General features: G+C 66.8%; 17 protein-coding genes and 1 tRNA gene. 11 read left to right on the top strand and 7 right to left on the bottom strand.

What is annotated here, in order from left to right:
- Positions 1-77: 77 nt before the first annotated feature.
- Positions 78-677: an RdgB/HAM1 family non-canonical purine NTP pyrophosphatase gene (rdgB, locus tag A5709_RS07975; protein ID WP_068119261.1), complete on the top strand. Its 600-nt coding sequence runs from the start codon at positions 78-80 to the stop codon at positions 675-677.
- A 67-nt stretch (positions 678-744) separates the two neighbouring features.
- On the opposite strand, the gene A5709_RS07970 is transcribed toward rdgB, so the two are convergent.
- Positions 745-1,086 (bottom strand): DUF3817 domain-containing protein, encoded by a 342-nt coding sequence (locus A5709_RS07970; protein WP_068119259.1) that lies wholly within the window; start codon positions 1,084-1,086, stop codon positions 745-747.
- The gene (locus tag A5709_RS07965) at positions 1,083-1,463 is read right to left on the bottom strand and encodes a hypothetical protein (protein ID WP_068119257.1); all 381 of its coding nucleotides are present in this window, start codon (positions 1,461-1,463) and stop codon (positions 1,083-1,085) included. The genes A5709_RS07970 and A5709_RS07965 overlap by 4 nt, the downstream gene beginning before the upstream one ends.
- Before the next feature lie 97 nt (positions 1,464-1,560).
- Between A5709_RS07965 and A5709_RS07960 the strand changes: the two genes are divergently transcribed.
- A tRNA-Leu gene (locus tag A5709_RS07960) sits at positions 1,561-1,643 on the top strand.
- Between the two features lie 74 nt (positions 1,644-1,717).
- On the top strand, positions 1,718-2,026 hold the full coding sequence (locus tag A5709_RS07955; RefSeq protein WP_067950973.1) for a hypothetical protein: 309 nt from the start codon (positions 1,718-1,720) through the stop codon (positions 2,024-2,026).
- Here the strand turns inward: A5709_RS07955 and A5709_RS07950 are convergent.
- The gene (locus A5709_RS07950; protein ID WP_067950972.1) at positions 2,023-2,448 is read right to left on the bottom strand and encodes a thiol-disulfide oxidoreductase DCC family protein; all 426 of its coding nucleotides are present in this window, start codon (positions 2,446-2,448) and stop codon (positions 2,023-2,025) included. The two genes, A5709_RS07955 and A5709_RS07950, sit on opposite strands and share 4 nt — an antisense overlap.
- A 156-nt stretch (positions 2,449-2,604) precedes the next feature.
- Between A5709_RS07950 and A5709_RS07945 the strand changes: the two genes are divergently transcribed.
- The 3 genes from A5709_RS07945 (at position 2,605) to A5709_RS07935 (ending at position 8,090) form a co-directional block, all read left to right on the top strand.
- The gene (locus tag A5709_RS07945; protein ID WP_068119255.1) at positions 2,605-5,190 is read left to right on the top strand and encodes an ABC transporter ATP-binding protein/permease; all 2,586 of its coding nucleotides are present in this window, start codon (positions 2,605-2,607) and stop codon (positions 5,188-5,190) included.
- Complete coding sequence (locus A5709_RS07940) at positions 5,187-6,923, top strand: ABC transporter ATP-binding protein (RefSeq protein WP_068119252.1); 1,737 nt, start codon at positions 5,187-5,189, stop codon at positions 6,921-6,923. The genes A5709_RS07945 and A5709_RS07940 overlap by 4 nt, the downstream gene beginning before the upstream one ends.
- Positions 6,924-7,010: 87 nt before the next feature.
- A complete protein-coding gene (locus tag A5709_RS07935; protein ID WP_068119278.1) occupies positions 7,011-8,090 on the top strand; it encodes a phosphotransferase family protein in 1,080 nt (359 codons plus the stop codon).
- Here A5709_RS07935 and A5709_RS07930 read toward each other — a convergent pair.
- The 4 genes from A5709_RS07930 to A5709_RS07915 form a co-directional block, all read right to left on the bottom strand.
- Entirely contained in the window at positions 8,076-11,393 is a 3,318-nt protein-coding gene (locus tag A5709_RS07930) for a LuxR C-terminal-related transcriptional regulator (protein ID WP_231986936.1), read from the bottom strand. The two genes, A5709_RS07935 and A5709_RS07930, sit on opposite strands and share 15 nt — an antisense overlap.
- A 101-nt stretch (positions 11,394-11,494) precedes the next feature.
- Complete coding sequence (locus tag A5709_RS07925; RefSeq protein ID WP_068119250.1) at positions 11,495-11,923, bottom strand: pyridoxamine 5'-phosphate oxidase family protein; 429 nt, start codon at positions 11,921-11,923, stop codon at positions 11,495-11,497.
- A gap of 54 nt (positions 11,924-11,977) precedes the next feature.
- The gene (locus tag A5709_RS07920) at positions 11,978-12,799 is read right to left on the bottom strand and encodes a mycofactocin-coupled SDR family oxidoreductase (RefSeq protein ID WP_068119246.1); all 822 of its coding nucleotides are present in this window, start codon (positions 12,797-12,799) and stop codon (positions 11,978-11,980) included.
- Between the two features lie 29 nt (positions 12,800-12,828).
- Positions 12,829-14,001 carry an acyl-CoA dehydrogenase family protein gene (locus tag A5709_RS07915; RefSeq protein ID WP_068119275.1) on the bottom strand — a complete coding sequence of 391 codons (1,173 nt, stop codon included), beginning with the start codon at positions 13,999-14,001 and terminating at the stop codon, positions 12,829-12,831.
- A gap of 61 nt (positions 14,002-14,062) precedes the next feature.
- Here A5709_RS07915 and fabG point away from each other — a divergent pair, with 61 nt between their 5' ends.
- The 5 genes from fabG to A5709_RS07890 all read left to right on the top strand — a co-directional run bounded on the left by fabG (position 14,063) and on the right by A5709_RS07890 (position 19,187).
- Positions 14,063-14,860 carry a 3-oxoacyl-ACP reductase FabG gene (gene fabG / locus A5709_RS07910; protein WP_068119243.1) on the top strand — a complete coding sequence of 266 codons (798 nt, stop codon included), beginning with the start codon at positions 14,063-14,065 and terminating at the stop codon, positions 14,858-14,860.
- Complete coding sequence (locus A5709_RS07905; RefSeq protein ID WP_067950966.1) at positions 14,857-16,083, top strand: acetyl-CoA C-acetyltransferase; 1,227 nt, start codon at positions 14,857-14,859, stop codon at positions 16,081-16,083. Before fabG ends, A5709_RS07905 begins: the two co-directional genes overlap by 4 nt.
- A gap of 65 nt (positions 16,084-16,148) precedes the next feature.
- Positions 16,149-17,273: a CoA transferase gene (locus A5709_RS07900; protein ID WP_231986938.1), complete on the top strand. Its 1,125-nt coding sequence runs from the start codon at positions 16,149-16,151 to the stop codon at positions 17,271-17,273.
- A 25-nt stretch (positions 17,274-17,298) separates the two neighbouring features.
- Positions 17,299-18,498, top strand: coding sequence for an acyl-CoA dehydrogenase family protein (locus A5709_RS07895; protein WP_067950964.1), 1,200 nt, complete (start codon positions 17,299-17,301; stop codon positions 18,496-18,498).
- Positions 18,495-19,187 (top strand): GntR family transcriptional regulator, encoded by a 693-nt coding sequence (locus A5709_RS07890; protein ID WP_067950963.1) that lies wholly within the window; start codon positions 18,495-18,497, stop codon positions 19,185-19,187. The genes A5709_RS07895 and A5709_RS07890 overlap by 4 nt, the downstream gene beginning before the upstream one ends.
- Positions 19,188-19,197 lie beyond the last annotated feature (10 nt).

The following is a 19,197-nucleotide window of genomic DNA, read 5'->3' as shown; positions in this document are numbered from 1 at the left end:
GCGTAGCACTCCGGCTAGTTTGTTGCCGTATGCATAGGTCGCTGTGCGGAGGTAATGGCCATGTTCCGGATTGACCGGTGACCAAGCTTCTGGTCGCCAGCCGCAACCGGAAGAAACTGGCCGAATTACGCCGGGTGCTCGACGCGGCCGGCCTGACCGGCTTGAGGCTGGTCTCTTTGCATGATGTGCCGCCCTTCGATGAGGCGCCCGAAACGGGCGCGACCTTTGAGGACAACGCGTTGGCCAAGGCGCGGGATGCATTCGCCGCGACGGGCCTGGCTGCGGTCGCCGACGATTCCGGCCTGGAGGTGGCCGCTTTGAACGGAATGCCCGGCGTGCTGTCGGCGCGCTGGTCGGGTGATCACGGCGACGACGCCGCCAACACCGCGCTGCTGTTGGCGCAGTTGCGCGACGTGCCCGACGAACGGCGCGGCGCGGCGTTCGTGTCGGCCTGCGCCCTGGCGGGACCGTCCGGCGAGGTCGTCGTCCGCGGGGAGTGGCCCGGCAGCATCGCTCGGGAACCGCGGGGGGACGGCGGCTTCGGGTACGACCCGGTCTTCATTCCCGCGGGTTCCGACCGCACCGCGGCCGAGCTCAGCCCCGAGGAGAAGGACGCGGTCTCCCATCGCGGCCGCGCCCTCGCGTTGCTAGTGCCGGCGCTGCGCGACCTGCCCTAGTACCTGCCCAGTGTGAAGCCAGCCGCACACTCGGCCTCGAGTGTGAAGCCAGCCGCGCACTCGAGCCCTACACGCCGAAACGGGCCTTCACGTCCCTGGTCTGGACTTGCTCGACGATGATGCCCAGGAGCGGGATGGTGCCGGCGAGGAGGACACCGATCGTCTTGGGAATCGGCCAGCGGACCTTGACCGCCAGATTGAACGCGGTCAGGACATAGATGAAGTACACCCAGCCGTGGACCACCTCGATCCAGCGGATCTCGTGGTGCAAGACGAGATGCGAGACGATCTCGTAGCACAGCGCGATCAGCCAGAGACCCGTCGCCCACGCCATGATCCGGTAGCCGAGCAACGCGGTGCGGATCTTCTCCATGGGGAATGCCGACGCGGGTCTTTCCGGTGTGGTCATGCGGTGGTCCTGTTCTGTTTTTCGGTGTCTTGTTTGGCAAGTTCGGCCAGGTACGCGTTGTACTCCGTCAGCGCGGGGTCATCGGACGGCGGTTGCATCGGCTTGGGGCGCTCGGGCAGCAAGCCGGCGGGTATCTCGGTGTCGGCAACGTCCTGCCGAGGCTCCGGCGGCATGTCTTCGTAGCGGACGTATTTGCGATACGCGTACACGCAGAACCAGGCGAACAGCGGCCACTGCAGTGCGTAGCCGAGGTTCTGGAAGCTGCCCGAGACGGACTGGAACCTGGTCCACTGCCACCAGCCCAGCGCCAGGCAACCGCACGCCGCGACGATCACCAAGGCGATCAGCGCGGGCCTGCGACGATGGGTGGTGGACACCCCTCGAAGGTACCGCTCACGGTTTGGGTCCGACGAATTCGTCGCGGCGTGCGACCGCCGTGTCCGTTCGCGACCTGAGCGGTACGATCGGCACGCTGCGGGCGTGGCGAAATGGCATACGCGCCGGCTTTAGGTGCCGGTGCTCGAAAGAGCGTGAGGGTTCGAGTCCCTCCGCCCGCACCCTTATTTCGCGATCGCGAAGCATCAAACCCTCCGTGCGGGGTACATGGACTGCACGGATACGAGGAGACGCCATGGCTACCGGAGACCAACAACGCGATGAAGCCGTCACCGCACGAGACATAGAGCGCGCCGAACGCAGAGCCGCGGCCGCTCGCGAACGCGCTGCACACGCCGGGCTCTCGGCGGCCCGTAGCTTCGAGGAATCGGCCCGCAAACACGAACAAGTTGCGCGGGTGCAAGACAGCGCCGTCGAACAAGGCGTGTCGCACGTAGGCGTGCACCGCGAGTCGGCGGCTCACCATCGTGAATTCGCCGCCGAAGACCGCAAATTGGCCGAGCTGAAGCGCAAAGAGTCCGAGGCCGACCTGGCTATCGACTAGGCGTCCAGAAAGCGCGCGCGAACCTCCGGCGGCGGCAGCGGACACGTGTCGTACTTGCCGAAGATGCGGTAGCGGACGTCTGCGACCCTGTCGTAGAGCCAGTCACGTAGGGGGGTGGGGACGACGCGGGCAACCTCGAGCAGCTTCCACGGCCCGCCAAGGTAATCCACGACCCGCAACGCGGCTGCGGACCGCACTGCGACGCGTTCTCCCGGCTGGTCGGGCTCGTCAACGAACACCACGGAGTCCACGTCTTTGATGGACGGGTGCCGGGCAAACACTGCTTGGGCGAAGTCGCTGTCCAGCGCCGCAAAGCGCAGGGTGCCATGGTGATCGAACCGAAGTATCGTGCGTACCGCCGCGTTGCATACGCCGCAGACCCCGTCGTACAGCAACACGGGCGGCACCGTTTCGCTGCTCACGCTTTCCAGGCTACTGGCCCAACAGCCACACGGGCCACGAGTTGACCTTTGGTAAGGCAACCCTTAGTTTGTGCGGTAACTTATCGAGTGGAGGGTCCGCCGGGCCCCGTTCGGTGAAGTCGTCGCGGAGTTGAGCGCCGCAGGAAAGGACCGCTGATGGCGCGCGGGTTCTCCGGTGTGATGTTGCGAAGCTTCGGTGCACGTGACCACGCCGCAACGGTGATCGAAACCGTCCAGATTGCGCCGCATTTCGTGCGGGTGCGCATGACGTCACCGACGTTGTTCGAAGACGTGGACGCCGAGCCCGCCGCGTGGCTGCGCTTCTGGTTTCCAGACCCGGACGGATCCAGCACCGAGTTCCAGCGCGCCTACACGATTTCCGAGGCGGACGTTTCCGGTGGCCGTTTCGCGGTCGACATCGTGCTGCACGAGCCCGCCGGACCCGCGTCGAAGTGGGCGCGCACAGTGCAGCCCGGCGCCACGATCGCCGTCATGGCGTTGATGGGCTCGTCGCGATTCGACGTGCCGGACGAACAACCGGCCGGCTATCTGCTGATCGGCGACTCGGCGTCGATCCCGGGCATGAACGGAATCATCGGGGTCGTCCCCGACGACGTCCCGATCGAGATGTATCTCGAGCAGCACGACGACAACGACGTCCTGATCCCGATCACCCAGCACCCTCGCCTGCAAGTGCACTGGGTGGTCCGACGCGACGAGAAATCACTTGCCGCGGCGATTGATAACCGGGACTGGTCCAACTGGTACGCGTGGGCCACGCCTGAAGCGACGGTGCTCAAGCATGTGCGGACGCGGCTGCGCGACGAATTCGGCTTCCCCAAGTCGGTAATACATGCCCAGGCGTACTGGAGTGCCGGGCGTGCGATGGGAACCCGCCGCGGCGACGAGCCGGAGCCGACGAATAGCGTTGTCCCCGAGGATGTTCCCCGACGGAACCCGCCCGACAACGCGCCCGCCTCCGCGGCCCGCGGAAGTTGGCGCGCCCAGGGTGGCGGCCGGTTGCTCGCGCCGCTGCGCTTGGCGCTGATCCTCTCCGGTGTGTTGCAGGCCGTCATCACGGTGGTGCAGCTGGCGCCGTTCGTGCTGTTGGTCGAGCTGTCCCGGCTGCTGGTCGCCGGGGCGCCCGCGTCGCGACTCTGGGACGTCGGGATTGCCGCGGTCGCGCTGCTGGGAACGGGAACCGTGCTCGGTGCCGGCCTGACGCTGTGGCTGCACGTCGTCGACGCGCGGTTCGCCGCCGACCTGCGTTCGCGGTTGTTGCGCAAGCTATCTCGGTTACCGCTGGGCTGGTTTACCGCGCGCGGATCGGGCTCGATCAAACAGCTGTTGCAGGACGACACGCTATCGCTGCACTATCTGGTCACCCACGCCGTCCCCGACGCGGTCGCGGCGATCATCGCACCAGTCGCGGTGCTGGTCTACCTGTTCGTCGTTGATTGGCGCGTAGCGCTCGTGCTATTCCTGCCCGTCCTGGTGTACCTGGTGTTGACGTCATCGCTCACCATTCAGTCGGGCCCGCGCATCCCCCAATCACAGCGCTGGGCCGAGAAGATGAGCGGCGAGGCCGGCGCCTACCTGGAAGGCCAGCCGGTGATCCGCGTCTTCGGCGGCGCGGCCGCGTCCAGCTTCCGCCGCCGCTTGGACGAGTACGTCGAATTCCTGGTCTCCTGGCAGCGCCCGCTGGCCGGCAAGAAAACGCTGATGGACCTGGTCACCCGCCCATCGACATTCCTGTGGCTGATCGCACTCACGGGCACACTGCTCACCGTCACCGGGCGGATGGATCCGGTGAACCTCTTGCCATTCCTGTTGCTGGGCACCACCTTCGGTGCGCGACTGCTCGGGATTGCTTACGGGGTCGGCGGTATCAGCGCCGGCATGATCGCCGCCCGGCGCCTGCAGAACACGCTCGACGAGCCCGAGCTCGACGTGCGAGAGCAGGAGCAGTCCGGAGATTCCTCGGCGACAGTGGTGTTCGACGACGTCAGTTTCGGCTATCGGCCGGATGTTCTAGTGATCCGGGGCGTTTCGCTGACGCTGCGGCCTGGCACGGTCACCGCCCTCGTGGGTCCGTCCGGGTCCGGCAAGTCGACGCTGGCTGCCCTGCTGGCCCGCTTTCACGATGTCGGCCAGGGCGCGATACGCATTGGCGGACAGGACATCCGGGCGATGACGGCCGACGAACTCTACGCAAAGGTAGGGTTCGTCCTGCAGGAGACGCAGCTGGTGCACGGCACCATCGCGGAGAACGTCGCGCTCGCGGTCCCCGATGCCACCGCGGCGCAGATCCAGGAGGCGGCGCGTCAAGCGCAGATTCACGACCGGGTCATGCGATTGCCTGACGGCTACGACACAGTACTCGGCGCGGGAACCGCCCTTTCCGGCGGCGAACGACAGCGCCTGAGCATCGCCCGGGCACTCCTGGCGGATACCCCGGTGCTGATCCTCGACGAGGCCACCGCATTCGCCGACCCGGAGTCGGAATACCTTGTGCAGCAGGCGCTTAACCGGTTGACCCAGGATCGCACCGTTCTGGTGATCGCCCATCGATTGCACACCATCACGGGAGCCGACCAGATCGTCGTGCTCGACCACGGCCGGATCGCCGAACGCGGCACCCACGAGGAGCTTCTTGCCGCCGACGGTCGGTATCGACGGCTGTGGGAGCGTGGCCGTCGAGACCCGGTCGCGGCCAGCGCGGCTCAGGAGGGGGCGCGATGATCCGCACGTGGTTGCGCCTGGTGCCCGCGGATCGCCGAGCCAGCGTCATCGTCTACGCCGCGCTCGCCGTGCTCTCCGTGGTGGTGCGGGCGGTGGCCACCGTCCTGCTGGTGCCCCTGGTGGGCGCCCTGTTCGCCGACGCGCCGCACCGCGCGCTGACGTGGCTGGGCTGGCTCTCCGCCGCCACCGTGATCGGATGGGTGATCGACACCGCGACCGCGCGCATCGGCTTCGGGCTCGGCTTTGCCGTGCTCGACCACAGCCAGCACGACGTAGCGGACCGGTTGCCCGGCGTGCGGCTGGACTGGTTCACCGCCGAGCACACCGCGACGGCACGGCAGGCCATCGCCGCCACCGGGCCAGAACTGGTCGGCCTCGTCGTCAACCTGCTTACCCCGCTGATCACCGCCATCCTGCTGCCCGCGGCCATCGGGCTGGCCTTACTGCCCATCTCATGGCAGCTCGGCGTGGCCGCGCTGGGCGGCGTGCCCCTGCTGCTGGGGGCGCTGTGGGTGTCGGCGCGGTTGACGCGGCGTGCTGACGCCGCCGCCGACGAAGCCAATGGTGCCCTCACCGAACGGATCATCGAGTTCGCCCGCACCCAGCAGGCGTTGCGGGCCGCGCGGCGGGTTGAGCCCGCGCGGAGCCTGGTCGGCGACGCGCTGGCCGCACAGCACGGCGCGACCATGCGGCTGCTGTCCATGCAGATCCCGGGCCAGCTGCTGTTCAGCCTTGCCAGCCAGCTCTCCCTGATCCTGCTGGCGGGGGCGACCGCGGCGCTGACAGTAAACCGGACGGTCACGATCCCGGAGGCCATCGCGCTGATCGTCGTGATCGTTCGGTATCTCGAGCCGTTCACCACGATCAGCGAGCTGGCACCGGCGTTGGAGAGCACCCGCGCCACGCTCGAGCGCATTCGTTCCGTGCTCACGGCGCCCTTGGTGAGCTCCGGAGCCGCCGCGTTGACCGTCGCCGCGGCACCCCGCATCGAATTCGACGACGTCACCTTCCGGTATGACGGAGCAACCGTGCCAGTGCTGGACGGAGTGAGCTTCACCTTGGCGCCGGGGAGCACCACGGCGATCGTCGGACCGTCCGGATCGGGCAAGAGCACCATCCTGGCGCTGATCGCGGGGCTGCATGAACCGACCGGCGGCCGGGTGCTGATCGACGGCGTCGACGCGGCGACTCTGGACGTCGAAGCCCGCCGGGCGGTGAGCAGCGTGGTATTCCAACATCCGTATCTGTTCCACGGCTCGATCCGCGACAATGTGCTCGCCGGGGATCCCGGCGCCGACGATGGCCACTTCAACCGGGCTGTAGCCCTCGCCCGCGTAGACGAACTCATCGGACGCCTGCCCGACGGCGCCGACACGATCGTCGGCGAGGCCGGTTCCGCGCTGTCCGGTGGTGAACGCCAACGGGTCAGCATCGCGCGCGCACTGCTCAAGCCGGCGCCGATACTGCTGGTCGACGAGGCGACCAGCGCCCTGGACACCGAGAACGAGGCCGCCGTGGTCGACGCGCTCACCCTCGATCCCCGCTCACGCACCCAAGTGATCGTCGCGCACCGGTTGGCCAGCATCAGTCACGCCGACCGCGTCCTGTTCCTCGATGACGGCCGAGTGATCGAGGACGGAGCGGTCGACGAAATGCTCGCGGCGGGTGGGCGTTTCAACGAGTTCTGGCGCCAGCAGCATGAGGCCGCCGACTGGCGGATTCTCGCCGACTAGCTCACCGTAGTTCACCGCAGCACTTGCGGTATGCCTTACAGTTTGTCAGGCGGACGGAGCTGTCCGGGTACAGGAGGCGTGCTGTTCATGAGTGCTGTGGTGTCGATCCCCCGGTATCCCGGCGACGTGACCCCGCAATGGCTGTCGGCCGCGCTGAGTGGGCGTGGCGCCCCTGTCGAGGTCGCCGACGTCGACGTGGTCGCGATCGGCACCGGGCAGACCGGCGCCACCTACCGGGTTTGCGCCCGGTACGCGACGGACCCCGGTGACCTGCCGCAGACCTTCGTCATCAAGCTGCCGGCCCAGGACGACACCGTGCGCGACCGGGTCGTCATCGGATATCGCAGCGAATGCGCGTTCTACTCATCCGTGGCGGACCGGGTGCAGGTGCCGACGCCCCAGTGCTTTTACTCCGAGATCACCGAGGACGCAATGGATTTCGTGTTGCTGCTCGCCGACCAGGCGCCTGCGGTGCAGGGCGATCAGCTCGCCGGGTGCGGGGAGACCGAAGCGCGTCTTGCGGTTACCGCTCTGGCCGGGCTGCACGCGCCCAGCTGGTGTGATCCCGCCTGGCTCGACTTCCCGGGCATCGCGTTCGCCAGGCCGGACGAGGCCGGCGCCGGCGGCATGGGCGAAGTCGCGAAGATGAGCGCCGATATCACGCTGGGCAAGTTGGGCGCCCGGATGAGCGCCGAGGACCGCGAGACCTTCAGTACGGCAATGAGTCTCGTCACGCCGTGGCTGCTCTCCGAGTACGATCGGTTCGCCCTGCTGCACGGCGACTATCGCCTGGACAACCTGCTCTTCGATCCGGACCGGACCCGGGTCAGCGTGGTGGACTGGCAGACGCTCGGCGTCGGTTTGCCGGCCAGGGATCTCGCCTACTTCACCGCGACCAGCCTCAATTCGCAACTGCGCGCGAGCATCGAAGAGGGGCTCGTCGCCGACTATCACCGCGCCTTGGTGGCGTGCGGTGTCACCGGCTACGACCGCGAGACGTGTTGGCGTGATTACCGGCTCGGGGTGTTGCAGGCACCGCTGATCTCCGCACTGGGATTCGCGTTCGCGGCCGCCACCGAACGTGGCGACGACATGGTGCTGGCCATGCTCGGCCGCGGCTGCCAGGCGATCCGTGAGCTCGGAACGCTGGAGCTAATCGAGCACTGATCGGCGCGTTGCTTTGTGCGCCAGCTGCATCCGCGACGTGATCCCTAGCTTCGCGTACACATGGGTCAGGTGGGTCTGCACCGTGCGCGGGGAGATGAACAGCCGGTCGCCGATGTCCTTGTTGCCCAATCCCTCGCTGACGAGCCGGACGACGTCGCGTTCGGTCGGGGTGAGCGAGTCCCAGCCGCTGGGCGGACGTTTGCGTTCGCCGCGGCCGCGCCGCGCGTATGCGATCGCCTCGTCGGTGGACAGGGCGGCGCCCGCTTCCCACGCAGTGCTGAATTCCTCGTCGCTCAGGGCTTTACGAGTCGTTTCCACCGATGTCTCGTAGTCGGCGTCATACACGCGGAAGCGGACGATGCCGGTGCGCTTGCGGATCGAGTCGGCGGCCCCGAAGAGCCGTGCCGCTTCCATGTGGTTCCCGGCGAGGTGAGCCAGATGGGCAAGGCACTCCAAGAGGGCCGGAACGAACAGGTGCGCTCGCTGTTCGGCCGCACGGGCCAATGCGTCGTGGGCATCGCGTTCGGCCTGACCGGGCTCGTCTTCCGCTAACGCCACACGTGACCGGAGGACCAGGGCCTGCACTGCGAACCAGCCTCGCGCGCCGGCAACGCCTTCGTCGGCCAAGCGACGCGCGGACGTGAGATCCCCTCGCGCCAGCGCAACCTCGCCAGAGGGGTTGGCGTTAATGGTCGTTACCGGCCAGTCGCCGAACCGCTCGCGAGCCGCCTCGCTGGCCTCAACGGCGGCGTTCACATCGTCGCTGGCAAGCGCCGCAAACGCCATCGACGCGTACACCACGCCTTCCATGTACCGGCCGATCTCGGCCGCGCCTTCGAGCGCCTCTATGGCGAGAGTGCGACCTCCGTCTGCCTCTCCGTGGTGGGCTAAGACGTAACACAAGCGGTCGCGTGCGCACACCTGCCAGATCAGAGCGTGAGCCGCGTCCGCTTCTATCATCAATTCGCGAAGTTGCTCCGCCGCGCCGGAGACGTCCCCGAACACCAACTGCGCTCCGGCCAGACACCAACGGCATCCCCGTGAGTAGCCGTGGTCGAAGACGTCGTCCGCGAGGTCGCGGCCCTCCGTCGCGGCGGCGACCGCGGCCTCCGCGTCTCCCGAGCCGATTATCGCGGTGAGCGCCTTGCTGTAGAGGAGCTGGCCCAGCCTCCACGGGTCGCCCTGTTCTCGGGCCAGGCTTTCCGCTTCGGATAGATAAGGTTGGGCCAGTTCGGAATTCCAGGCGGCAAGCCGCCCGCAAGTCGTGAGAGTGCGCGCCAACAGCGCTGGGTCGTCCACCCCACGCGCGATGGCCAGTGCGCGCTGGGCGCGCGCGAAGCTATCGGGGTCGCGCATGTTGTCCAGGAACGCCTTGTCCGCCAGGGCTCGCGCCAGCGCGCGTGGCGTCACCTCGGTGCCCGCCTCGGCGTCGGCCAGGGCGAGATCGAGCCAGTCGGACCCCTCCTTGAGGCGGCCCCGGGTGAGCCAATACGGCTGCAGTGAAGTAACCAGTTCCAATGCCCGATCGGTGTCGCATTTCTCGCGGCTCCACCCGAAGGCGGCCCGCAGATTGTCGATGTCGGCCTCGGCCCGGTCGAGCAAAACCTCCCGGCTTGTCTCGCCCGGAGCGTCGAGTTCGGCCGCCATCGCGGTGAAATGGTCACGGTGGCGATCCCGGACATCGACGGCCTCCGCCGACTCGCCGAGCTTCTCCTGCGCATACTGGCGGATCGTTTCGAGCAGTCGGTATCGCGTTGGACCGCCGGTGGATTCGGCGATCACCAGCGATTTATCGACAAGCAGTGCCAGCACATCCATCACCTGGTGTGAGGCCAGGTCGTTGTCGCACACCACATTTACGCAGGCTTCGAGGCCGAACCCGCCCATGAATACGCCGAGCCTGCGGAACAGAATTCGCTCCGGCGCGGTCAACAGCGCGTGCGACCAGTCCACCGATGCGCGCAACGTCTGCTGGCGGCGCAACGCAGTTCGCGATCCGCCGGTCAGCAATCGGAACCGGTCTTGCAGTCCGGCGAGAATCTCCGCGGGTGACAGCGCGCGAATCCGGGCCGCCGCCAGCTCGATCGCCAGCGGCATGCCGTCCAGGCGGCGGCAGATCTCGTCAATCGCGCGAGCATCGTCGTCATCGTTGGCCCGGAAGCTCGGTTGCGCATGGCCGGCACGGTCGTTGAACAGTCGTACGGCTTCGTCCTCCAGCGACAAAGACGGGACTCGCCAAGTCACCTCGCCGTTCATGCCGATCGGCTCGCGACTCGTCGTCAGCATCGTCAATCGTGGGCAGGCCGCCAGCAGGGCCTCGGCCAGCGCCGCGCAGGCATCCAGCAGATGCTCGCAGTTGTCCAGCACCATCAACATCTCTCGGTCCCCGATGAACTGCAGCAGGTTCTTCTCCGGGGCACGCCCCGGCTGGTCCGGCAGACCCAAGGCGCGGGCGGTGGCAATGGGCACCAGGTCGGGGTCGGTGAGGGGAGCCAGGTCCACATAGCAGATTCCATCGGTATAAGCGCCGCCGGCGGTGGCCGCAACCCGCACGGCCAGCCGGGTCTTGCCGACCCCGCCGGCGCCGGTCAGCGTCACCAGCCTGTCGCGCGCGAGAATGTCTCGCACCGCGGCGATTTCCGCGTCGCGACCGACGAAACTGGTCAACTCGGCTGGAAGATGTTGGGTGGCAAGGGTTTCCCGCTTGCGAAGCGGAGGAAATTCGTTGCAGAGGTCGCGATGGCACAGTTGCACCACCCGCTCGGGACGGGGGAGGTCCCGTAGCGCATGGGTGCCGAGATCGCTCAACCACACGTCATCGGGAAGCGCGTCGGCCACCAAATCGCTGGTGGTGCCCGACAGCACGGTCTGGCCGCCATGCGCGAGCTCGCGAAGTCGTGCCGTCCGATTGATCGCGGGGCCGACGTAGTTGTTCTCGTCTCGCAGCTGCACCTCGCCCGTGTGCAACCCGATGCGCAGCCGCAGCGGCGCCAGGGGCGCACGTTGTATCGCGAGCGCGCATGCCACGGCGTCCGACGCACGGGAGAACGCGATGACGAAGCTGTCACCCTCGCCCTGTTCGACTGGGCGGACGCCGTGATGAATGTTCACCAACTCGGCCAGCGTTTGGTCGAGGTTGGCGATCGCGGCCATCATCTCCGAGGGCTGAGAGTCCCACAATTGCGTCGACCCTTGGACGTCGGCCAGCAGCAGGGTGACGATGCCGGTCGGCAAGGGCTCGTTCATGGCCGCGTCGCTCCAGTCCAAGGGCGGCGTTTCCGCCCGTGGATCGATTTCGCTCATGTTAGCCAGCATGCGTAATCGCATGCGGCAAAACATCGGCGCATGCGCGTAGATTTCCGCCGGAAGCGCTATCGGCTACGGGCGGCGATCACCCTGAGACCTCAGAGGTCGCCGGTGAAATCCGCGCTGAGCCAACGGTCGGGGCGAATGGTGAACAGCACCTCTTCCACGCCCTCCATGCTTTTGACGAAGGCGCGGCCGCCCTCTTCGCCGAGGTAACGAATGGCGGTGGCCAACGCTACATCGGCCGGGACCGGCTTGGTGGTGTCGACGACTGTGCCCTCGACCACCACATACTGGTAGGGCGGCTCCTCGCGCTGAACCACCAGCGTCACCTTGCCCGCTCGCTCGATGAGCCGCGCCTTGCGGCTGGATGCCCCGGTCATGATCCGGACGTCGCCACCTGGGGTGTAGGCATACCAGATCGGGACGCTGGCCGGCGGCCGGCCGTCGGCGGCGTCGACGGACAACACGGCCACGTGCTTGCCGGCCAAAAACTCCTGACGTTCGCTCTCGGTGAAGGCTCTCATGTGCCCTGCAAGCGCCGATGCCGGCGAATATATTCCCCGGGGGTCGGCGACTGGTCAGTACTGCGTCGAGCCCTGATCGACGGGGATGCGCGCGGCGGTGACCTTGCGGGACTCGTCGCTGGCCAGCCAGCACACCGTGTCGGCGATCTCCTCCGGCTCGGCGACCCAGTCGGGCAGGAATGGGGTGAGGACGTTGGACAGCTGCGGGTTGGTCTCCATGGCCTTGCCCACCGCCGCGACCATGTCACCCGTTCCCATCGGAGTGTTCACCGGCCCGGGATGAACGCTGTTCACGCGGATCGAATGCTTGCCCAGCTCCGCGGCGAAAGCCCGCGCCATCCCGGTGACGGCGTGCTTGCTTGCGGTGTAGTGAATCATGAACGGCTGCATCTTCATGCCGGCCGCGGAACTGATCAGAATGATGGAGCCGCCGCGACCGCCCTCGATGATTTTGTCGGCGCCCGCCATCACGGTGTTCCAGGTCCCGGTCACGTTGATGTCCATGACGTCGCGGAAGTTTTCCGGCGTGATGTCGTTCCAGGCCTGCGGAGCCGCGACCCCGGCGTTGGCGACAATGATATCGAGCCGCCCGAGGGCGTCGACGCCGGCGTCGACGGCCTTGCGAAGCCCCTCGAAGTCGCGGGTATCCACCACCGAGGCGATGATCCGGCGGCCCGTTTCCTCAACCAGGCGAACCGTCTCGCTCAGATCGTCGGGAGTCGCCGGGTCGTAGGGGACGCAGGACGGCAGCTTGCCGGCGATGTCGACGGCGATGATGTCGGCGCCCTCACGTGCCAGACGAACGGCGTGTGCTCGGCCCTGGCCGCGCGCCGCTCCGGTGATGAATGCCACTCTGCCCACGAGTTTCCCGCTCATTGTTTGCTCCCCTAGTGGTCCGGCCGCTCTTATCGCTGAGCCGCCTTGACGAGGTTCGATCCGATGATCAAACGCTGAATCTCGCTGGTGCCCTCGTACAGCCGAAGCAGGCGCACGTCGCGGTAGATGCGTTCGACGGCGACGCCGCGCATATAACCGCTACCGCCGTGGATTTGGACCGCGAGATCCGCCACGTTGCCGGCCATTTCGGTGCAGAAGAGTTTGGCCGCCGACGGGGCGATCCTGCGATCCTGCCCCGCGACCCACTGCCAAGCGGCATCGCGCACCAGCGCCCGGCCGGCCATCACCGCGGTCTGCTGATCGGCGAGCATCGCCTGTACCAACTGGAAGTTTCCGATCGGCGTTCCGCCCTGGGTCGCGGTGGCGGCGTAGGAGACCGATTCGTCGAGCGCGCGTTGAGCGGCGCCCACCGCCAGGGCGGCGATGTGCACCCGTCCCCGGGCCAGCGAGGTCATCGCCGCTCGATATCCGATGTCTTCGCTGCCGCCGATCAGCGCGTCGGGGCCGACGCGGACGTCGTCGAAGCTGACGTCGGCCGTCCAGGCACCTTCCTGACCCATCTTGGCGTCCTTGGCCCCCACCTCGACGCCCGCGGCGTCAGCGGGCACCAGGAAGACGGCGATTCCCGGGCCCTGGTCGTCGGCCGGTCGGGTGCGCGCGAATACGACGAAGAGATCGGCGACGGGCGCGTTCGTGATGAAGCGCTTCTGTCCGGAGATCACCCAATCGCCGTCGTTGCGAACCGCTTTGGTGCGCAGGCCGGCCGGGTTTGATCCGGCGCCGGGTTCGGTCAGCGCGAAGGAGGCGACGACGTCGCCTGTCGCAATCGATTCCAACCAGCGGGATTTCTGTTCATCGGTGCCGAAGCCGACCAGAACCTGTCCGGCGATGCCGTTGTTGGTGCCGAACATCGAGCGCAGTGCCAGGGACGTGTAGCCCAACTCCATCGCCAGCTCGACGTCTTGCATGAGGTTGAGGCCCAGGCCGCCCCACTCCTGCGGAATCGCGTAGCCGAACAGACCCATCTTCTTGGCCTCGTCGCGGAGGTCGTCCGGAACGCGATCCTGCTCGAGGATTTCCTGCTCGCGGGGGACGACGGCGCTGCGAACGAATTGCCTTGTCTGAGCCAGGATCTCTCGGAAATCGTCGTCCGAGACCTCGGCGGATTCGGCGGTGGCCATCGACTCCACGCTCCTCTCCTGGCTGGGGCACCCCGGTTCAGGGAGGGATCCTATATCAAATATGATATTCGCTCTGAGGGTGTCCGATGGCGAAGGCAACAGTGAAGGATGTGAACACGTGTCGTTGTTGGCAGGTCAGGCCGCGGTAATCACGGGCGGAGCGCAAGGACTGGGGCTTGCCATTGCGGAGCGCTTCGTCGCCGAGGGCGCCCGGGTCGTGCTCGGCGACGTCAATCTCGAGGAAACCCAGGTCGTTGCCAAGCAATTGGGCGGTGATGACGTCGCGGTCGCGGTCCGGTGCGACGTCACGCATGCCTCCGACGTCGAGAGCCTGATCCAAACCGCGGTTGAGCGCTTCGGCACGCTCGACATCATGGTCAACAACGCCGGCATCACCCGCGATGCGACGATGCGCAAGATGACCGAAGAGCAGTTCGATCAGGTGATCGCCGTGCATTTGAAGGGCACCTGGAACGGCACCCGGTTGGCGGCGGCGGTCATGCGAGAGAACAAGCGGGGCGTGATCATCAACATGTCCTCGATCTCGGGCAAGGTCGGCATGATCGGGCAGACCAATTATTCGGCGGCCAAGGCGGGCATCGTCGGCATGACCAAAGCCGCGGCCAAAGAGCTGGCTTACCTGGGTGTCCGGGTCAACGCAATCGCCCCCGGTTTGATCCGCTCCGCCATGACAGAGGCTATGCCGCAGCGCATTTGGGATTCAAAGGTTGCCGAGGTACCGATGGGCCGGGCCGGTGAGCCCAGCGAGGTCGCCAGCGTTGCGCTGTTCCTGGCGTCCGACCTTTCGTCGTACATGACCGGCACCGTCATGGAAATCACGGGTGGCCGACACCTATGAGCGACCTCCGCGAAGCCGTTATCTGTGAACCCGTCAGGACGCCGATCGGGCGCTACGGCGGAATGTTCAAAGCGCTGACCGCCGTCGACCTCGGCGTCGCCGCGCTGAAAGGATTACTGGAGCGGACCGGGCTGGCGCCGGAGGCGGTGCAAGACGTCATCCTGGGCCATTGCTATCCCAGCAGCGAGGCGCCTGCGATCGGGCGCGTCGTCGCGCTGGACTCGGGGCTGCCGGTGACGGTTCCCGGCATGCAGGTGGACCGGCGTTGCGGCTCGGGTCTGCAGGCGGTCATCCAGGCGTGCCTGCAAGTGGCTAGCGGCAACAACGATCTCGTCATCGCCGGCGGCTGCGAAAGCATGAGCAACGTCGCGTTCTACTCCACAGACATGCGCTGGGGCGGCGCCCGCGGCGGCGTCCGGGTGCATGACGGGCTGGCCCGTGGGCGCACCACCGCCGGTGGCCGGCACTATCCGGTGCCCGGCGGGATGCTGGAAACTGCCGAGAATCTGCGCCGCCAGTACGACATCTCCCGCCAGGAGCAGGACGAGTTGGCGGTGCGGTCGCATCAGCGCGCGGTGGCCGCACAGAAGGACGGCATCCTCTCCGAGGAGATCATTCCCGTTGCGGTGCCCAGCCGCCACGGCGAGGAACTGATCGACACCGACGAACATCCGCGCGCCGACACGTCGGTCGAGTCGCTGAGCAAGCTGAAACCCGTGCTGCTGAGCCAGGATTCGGAGGCCACCGTCACCGCCGGCAATGCCAGCGGGCAGAACGACGCGGCGTCGATGTGCGTGGTGACCACGCCCGAGAAGGCCGCTGAGCACGGTCTGAAGCCGCTGGTGCGCCTGGTGTCCTGGGCGGTGGCGGGGGTCGCGCCCAACATCATGGGGATCGGGCCGGTGCCGGCAACCGAGGTGGCGCTGGCCAAGGCCGGACTGCGGCTGTCCGACATCGACCTCATCGAACTCAACGAAGCATTCGCCGCGCAAGCGCTCGCTGTCATGCGGGAATGGAATTTCGGTGCCGCCGACCACGAGCGCACCAACGTGCACGGTTCCGGCATTTCCCTGGGCCACCCGGTCGGTGCGACGGGAGGGCGAATGCTGGCCAGCCTGGCGCGCGAGCTCGACCGCCGCCGGGCGCGCTACGGGCTGGAGACCATGTGCATCGGCGGCGGCCAGGGACTGGCCGCGGTTTTCGAGCGGGTCGCCCCGACGTGACCGGGCCCCTGAGCGGTCTCACCGTCGTGGAGGTGTCCAGCTTTGTCGCCGCCCCGCTGTGCGGCATGACGCTGGGTCAGCTCGGCGCGGAGGTGATCCGCATCGACCCGATCGGCGGTGCGTCCGACGTTCACCGGTGGCCGCTGGCGGCGGACGGCACATCGATCTACTGGACCGGGCTGAACAAGGGAAAGCGCTCGGCCACCATCGATTTGCGGTCTCCCGACGGGCAAGAGCTGGTCCAGCGTCTCATCGTCGAGGGGGACGGCGTGGTCGTGACCAACGCCGCCGGCCTGTCCTGGCTCAACCACGACGTATTGACGAACAGACGGCCCGATGTCATCCACGTACAGCTGCTCGGACGTGGTGATGGTTCCACCGGAGTGGATTACACCGTCAACGCCGGCATCGGATTCCCGCTCGTCACCGGGCCTGCCGATCACGCCGGCCCGATCAACCACGTGCTGCCGGCGTGGGACGTGTGCTGCGGCCTGTACGCCGCGCTGGCTGTCGTCACCGCCGTCCGCCGCCGCGACGAAAGCGGTGCGGGCGCGCGGATCAGCGTGGCGCTCGAGGACGTCGCGCTGGCCACCGCCGGAAACCTGGGTCTGCTGACCGAGCCCCAAGTCACCGGCACGCAACGACAGCGCCTCGGCAACGCCATTTACGGGCAGTACGGACAGGACTTCACCAGCCGCGACGGCGCCCGGTTCATGGTTGTCACCCTGACCCGCCGGCACTTTCGCGACCTCGTCGACGTGACGGGCACCGGCAACGCGGTAGCGGCGCTCGCTGAGGCGCTGGGGGTCGACTTCGGCTCCGAGGGTGACCGCTACCGATACCGCGACGTGCTGTCCGGCCTCCTGGGCACCTGGTTCGCCGACCACACCGCCGAGGAGATCACCGACGCGCTGTCGGGCACCACGGTGCTCTACGAGCGGTACCGCACCTTCGCGGAGGTCGCGGCGAGCCCGAAAGTGACTGCCAACCCAATGTTTTCCCTCTTGCATCAGGACGGCCTGGGCGACTACTTTGCCCCAGGAATGCCGGTCGCGTTCGACTCCGCCCACCCCGCCGGCACGCCCGCCCCGGCCTTGGGCCAAGACACCGCCGACGTCCTTCAGCGCCGTTTGGGATTGACGAGCACTGACATCGAACGCCTGACAAAGGCCAGGACAATCGCTTGCTGAGCAAGCCGATACGGAAAGACAGCGCATGACCAAACTCGCCCAGACCCTCGGGTTGACCGAATTCCAGACCGAAATCATCGCCACCGTAAGGCAATTCGTAGACAAGGAAGTCATCCCCAACGCCGCGGAACTCGACCGTGGGGACACCTACCCCCAGGACATTGTCGACCGGATGCGCGACATGGGCCTGTTCGGGCTGATGATTCCGGACGAGTACGGCGGCTTAGGGGAGTCGCTGCTGACGTACGCGCTGTGCGTAGAAGAGCTGGCCCGCGGTTGGATGAGCGTGTCCGGAGTGCTCAACACGCACTTCATCGTGGCATACATGCTGCGCCAGCACGGCACTGATGCGCAGAAGCAACGGTTCCTGCCGCGCATGGCGACCGGCGAGACGCGGGGATCCTTCTCGATGTCGGAGCCGGAGCTGGGCTCCGATGTCGCCGCGATCCGGACACGGGCGGTACGCAATCCGGACGGTGACTACACCATCAACGGCCAAAAGATGTGGCTGACCAATGGCGGGAGCTCGACGCTGATCGCGGTGCTGGTTCGCACCGACGAAGGGGCCGACAAGCCGCACCGGAACCTGACCACATTCTTGGTCGAGAAGCCAACGGGTTTCGGTGAAGTCGTGCCCGGCCTGGTCATACCGGGCAAGCTCGACAAGCTGGGGTACAAGGGGATCGACACCACCGAACTCATCTTCGACGGCTACCAGGCGAGCGCCGACGACGTTCTGGGCGGTAGCCCCGGACGGGGCTTCTTCCAGATGATGGACGGCATCGAAGTCGGCAGGGTGAACGTGTCTGCCCGAGCGTGCGGTGTCGGCATCCGCGCCTTCGAGCTCGCGGTCCGCTACGCCCAGCAGCGCCACACCTTCGGCAAGCCCATCGCCGAGCACCAGGCCATCGCATTCCAGCTGGCCGAGATGGCCACCAAGATCGAAGCGGCACATCTGATGATGGTCAATGCGGCCCGACTGAAAGACTCGGGGGAGCGCAACGATGTGGCGGCCGGGATGGCCAAATACCTGTGCAGCGAGTATTGCACCGAGGTGACCCAGCAGAGTTTCCGGATCCACGGCGGCTACGGCTATTCCAAGGAATACGAGATCGAGCGGCTGATGCGTGACGCTCCGTTCCTGCTGATCGGCGAAGGAACCAGCGAAATCCAGAAGAACATCATCAGCAAGCGACTGCTCGCCGAATACCAGGCCGAGCGATGACGATCCCGGGTTTCGCTGCGCGACCGCAACTTTCGGATGATGTCGCACGTTTCATCCGTCGACGGATCTTCGATGGCACCTACGTCGCGGGGTCCTACGTCCGCCTGGATCAACTGGCCGCCGAGTTGGGAATCAGCGTCACACCGGTGCGGGAGGCGCTCTTCGCCCTGCGCGCCGAAGGCCTGATCGACCAACAGCCCCGACGGGGTTTCATGGTGCTGCCGGTGACGGGTCGCGACGTCACCGACGTCGCGAACTTGCAGGCTCACGTCGGAGGTGAACTCGCGGCGCGGGCCGCGATCAACATCACCGACGACCAACTGCGCGAACTCAAACAGATTCAGGCGGAACTCGAAGACGCCTACGCCGGCGATGACGACGAGCGGACGGTGCGTCTCAATCACCAATTCCACCGCGCCATCAATGTTGCCGCGGACTCGCCGAAGCTCGCCCAGTTGATGTCGCAGATCACCCGCTACGCACCGGAATCGGTGTTTCCGGCCATCGAAGGTTGGCCCGAACAGTCGATGAGGGACCATCGGCGCATTCTGTCCGCACTGAAAAAACGTGACGACCAGCTTGCCCGCGCGGCGATGTCACAACATCTGGCCGCCGGCGCGGTCCCGCTGATCGATCACCTCACCGCGCGCGGGGTGGTCATGGACGTGAGCCGTCCGGCCTCGGGCTAACTGTTGTTTC

This window comes from Mycobacterium sp. E1386 (genome assembly GCF_001672745.1).
Lineage (GTDB): Bacteria > Actinomycetota > Actinomycetes > Mycobacteriales > Mycobacteriaceae > Mycobacterium.
This window is presented reverse-complemented; position numbering and strand designations above follow the sequence as displayed.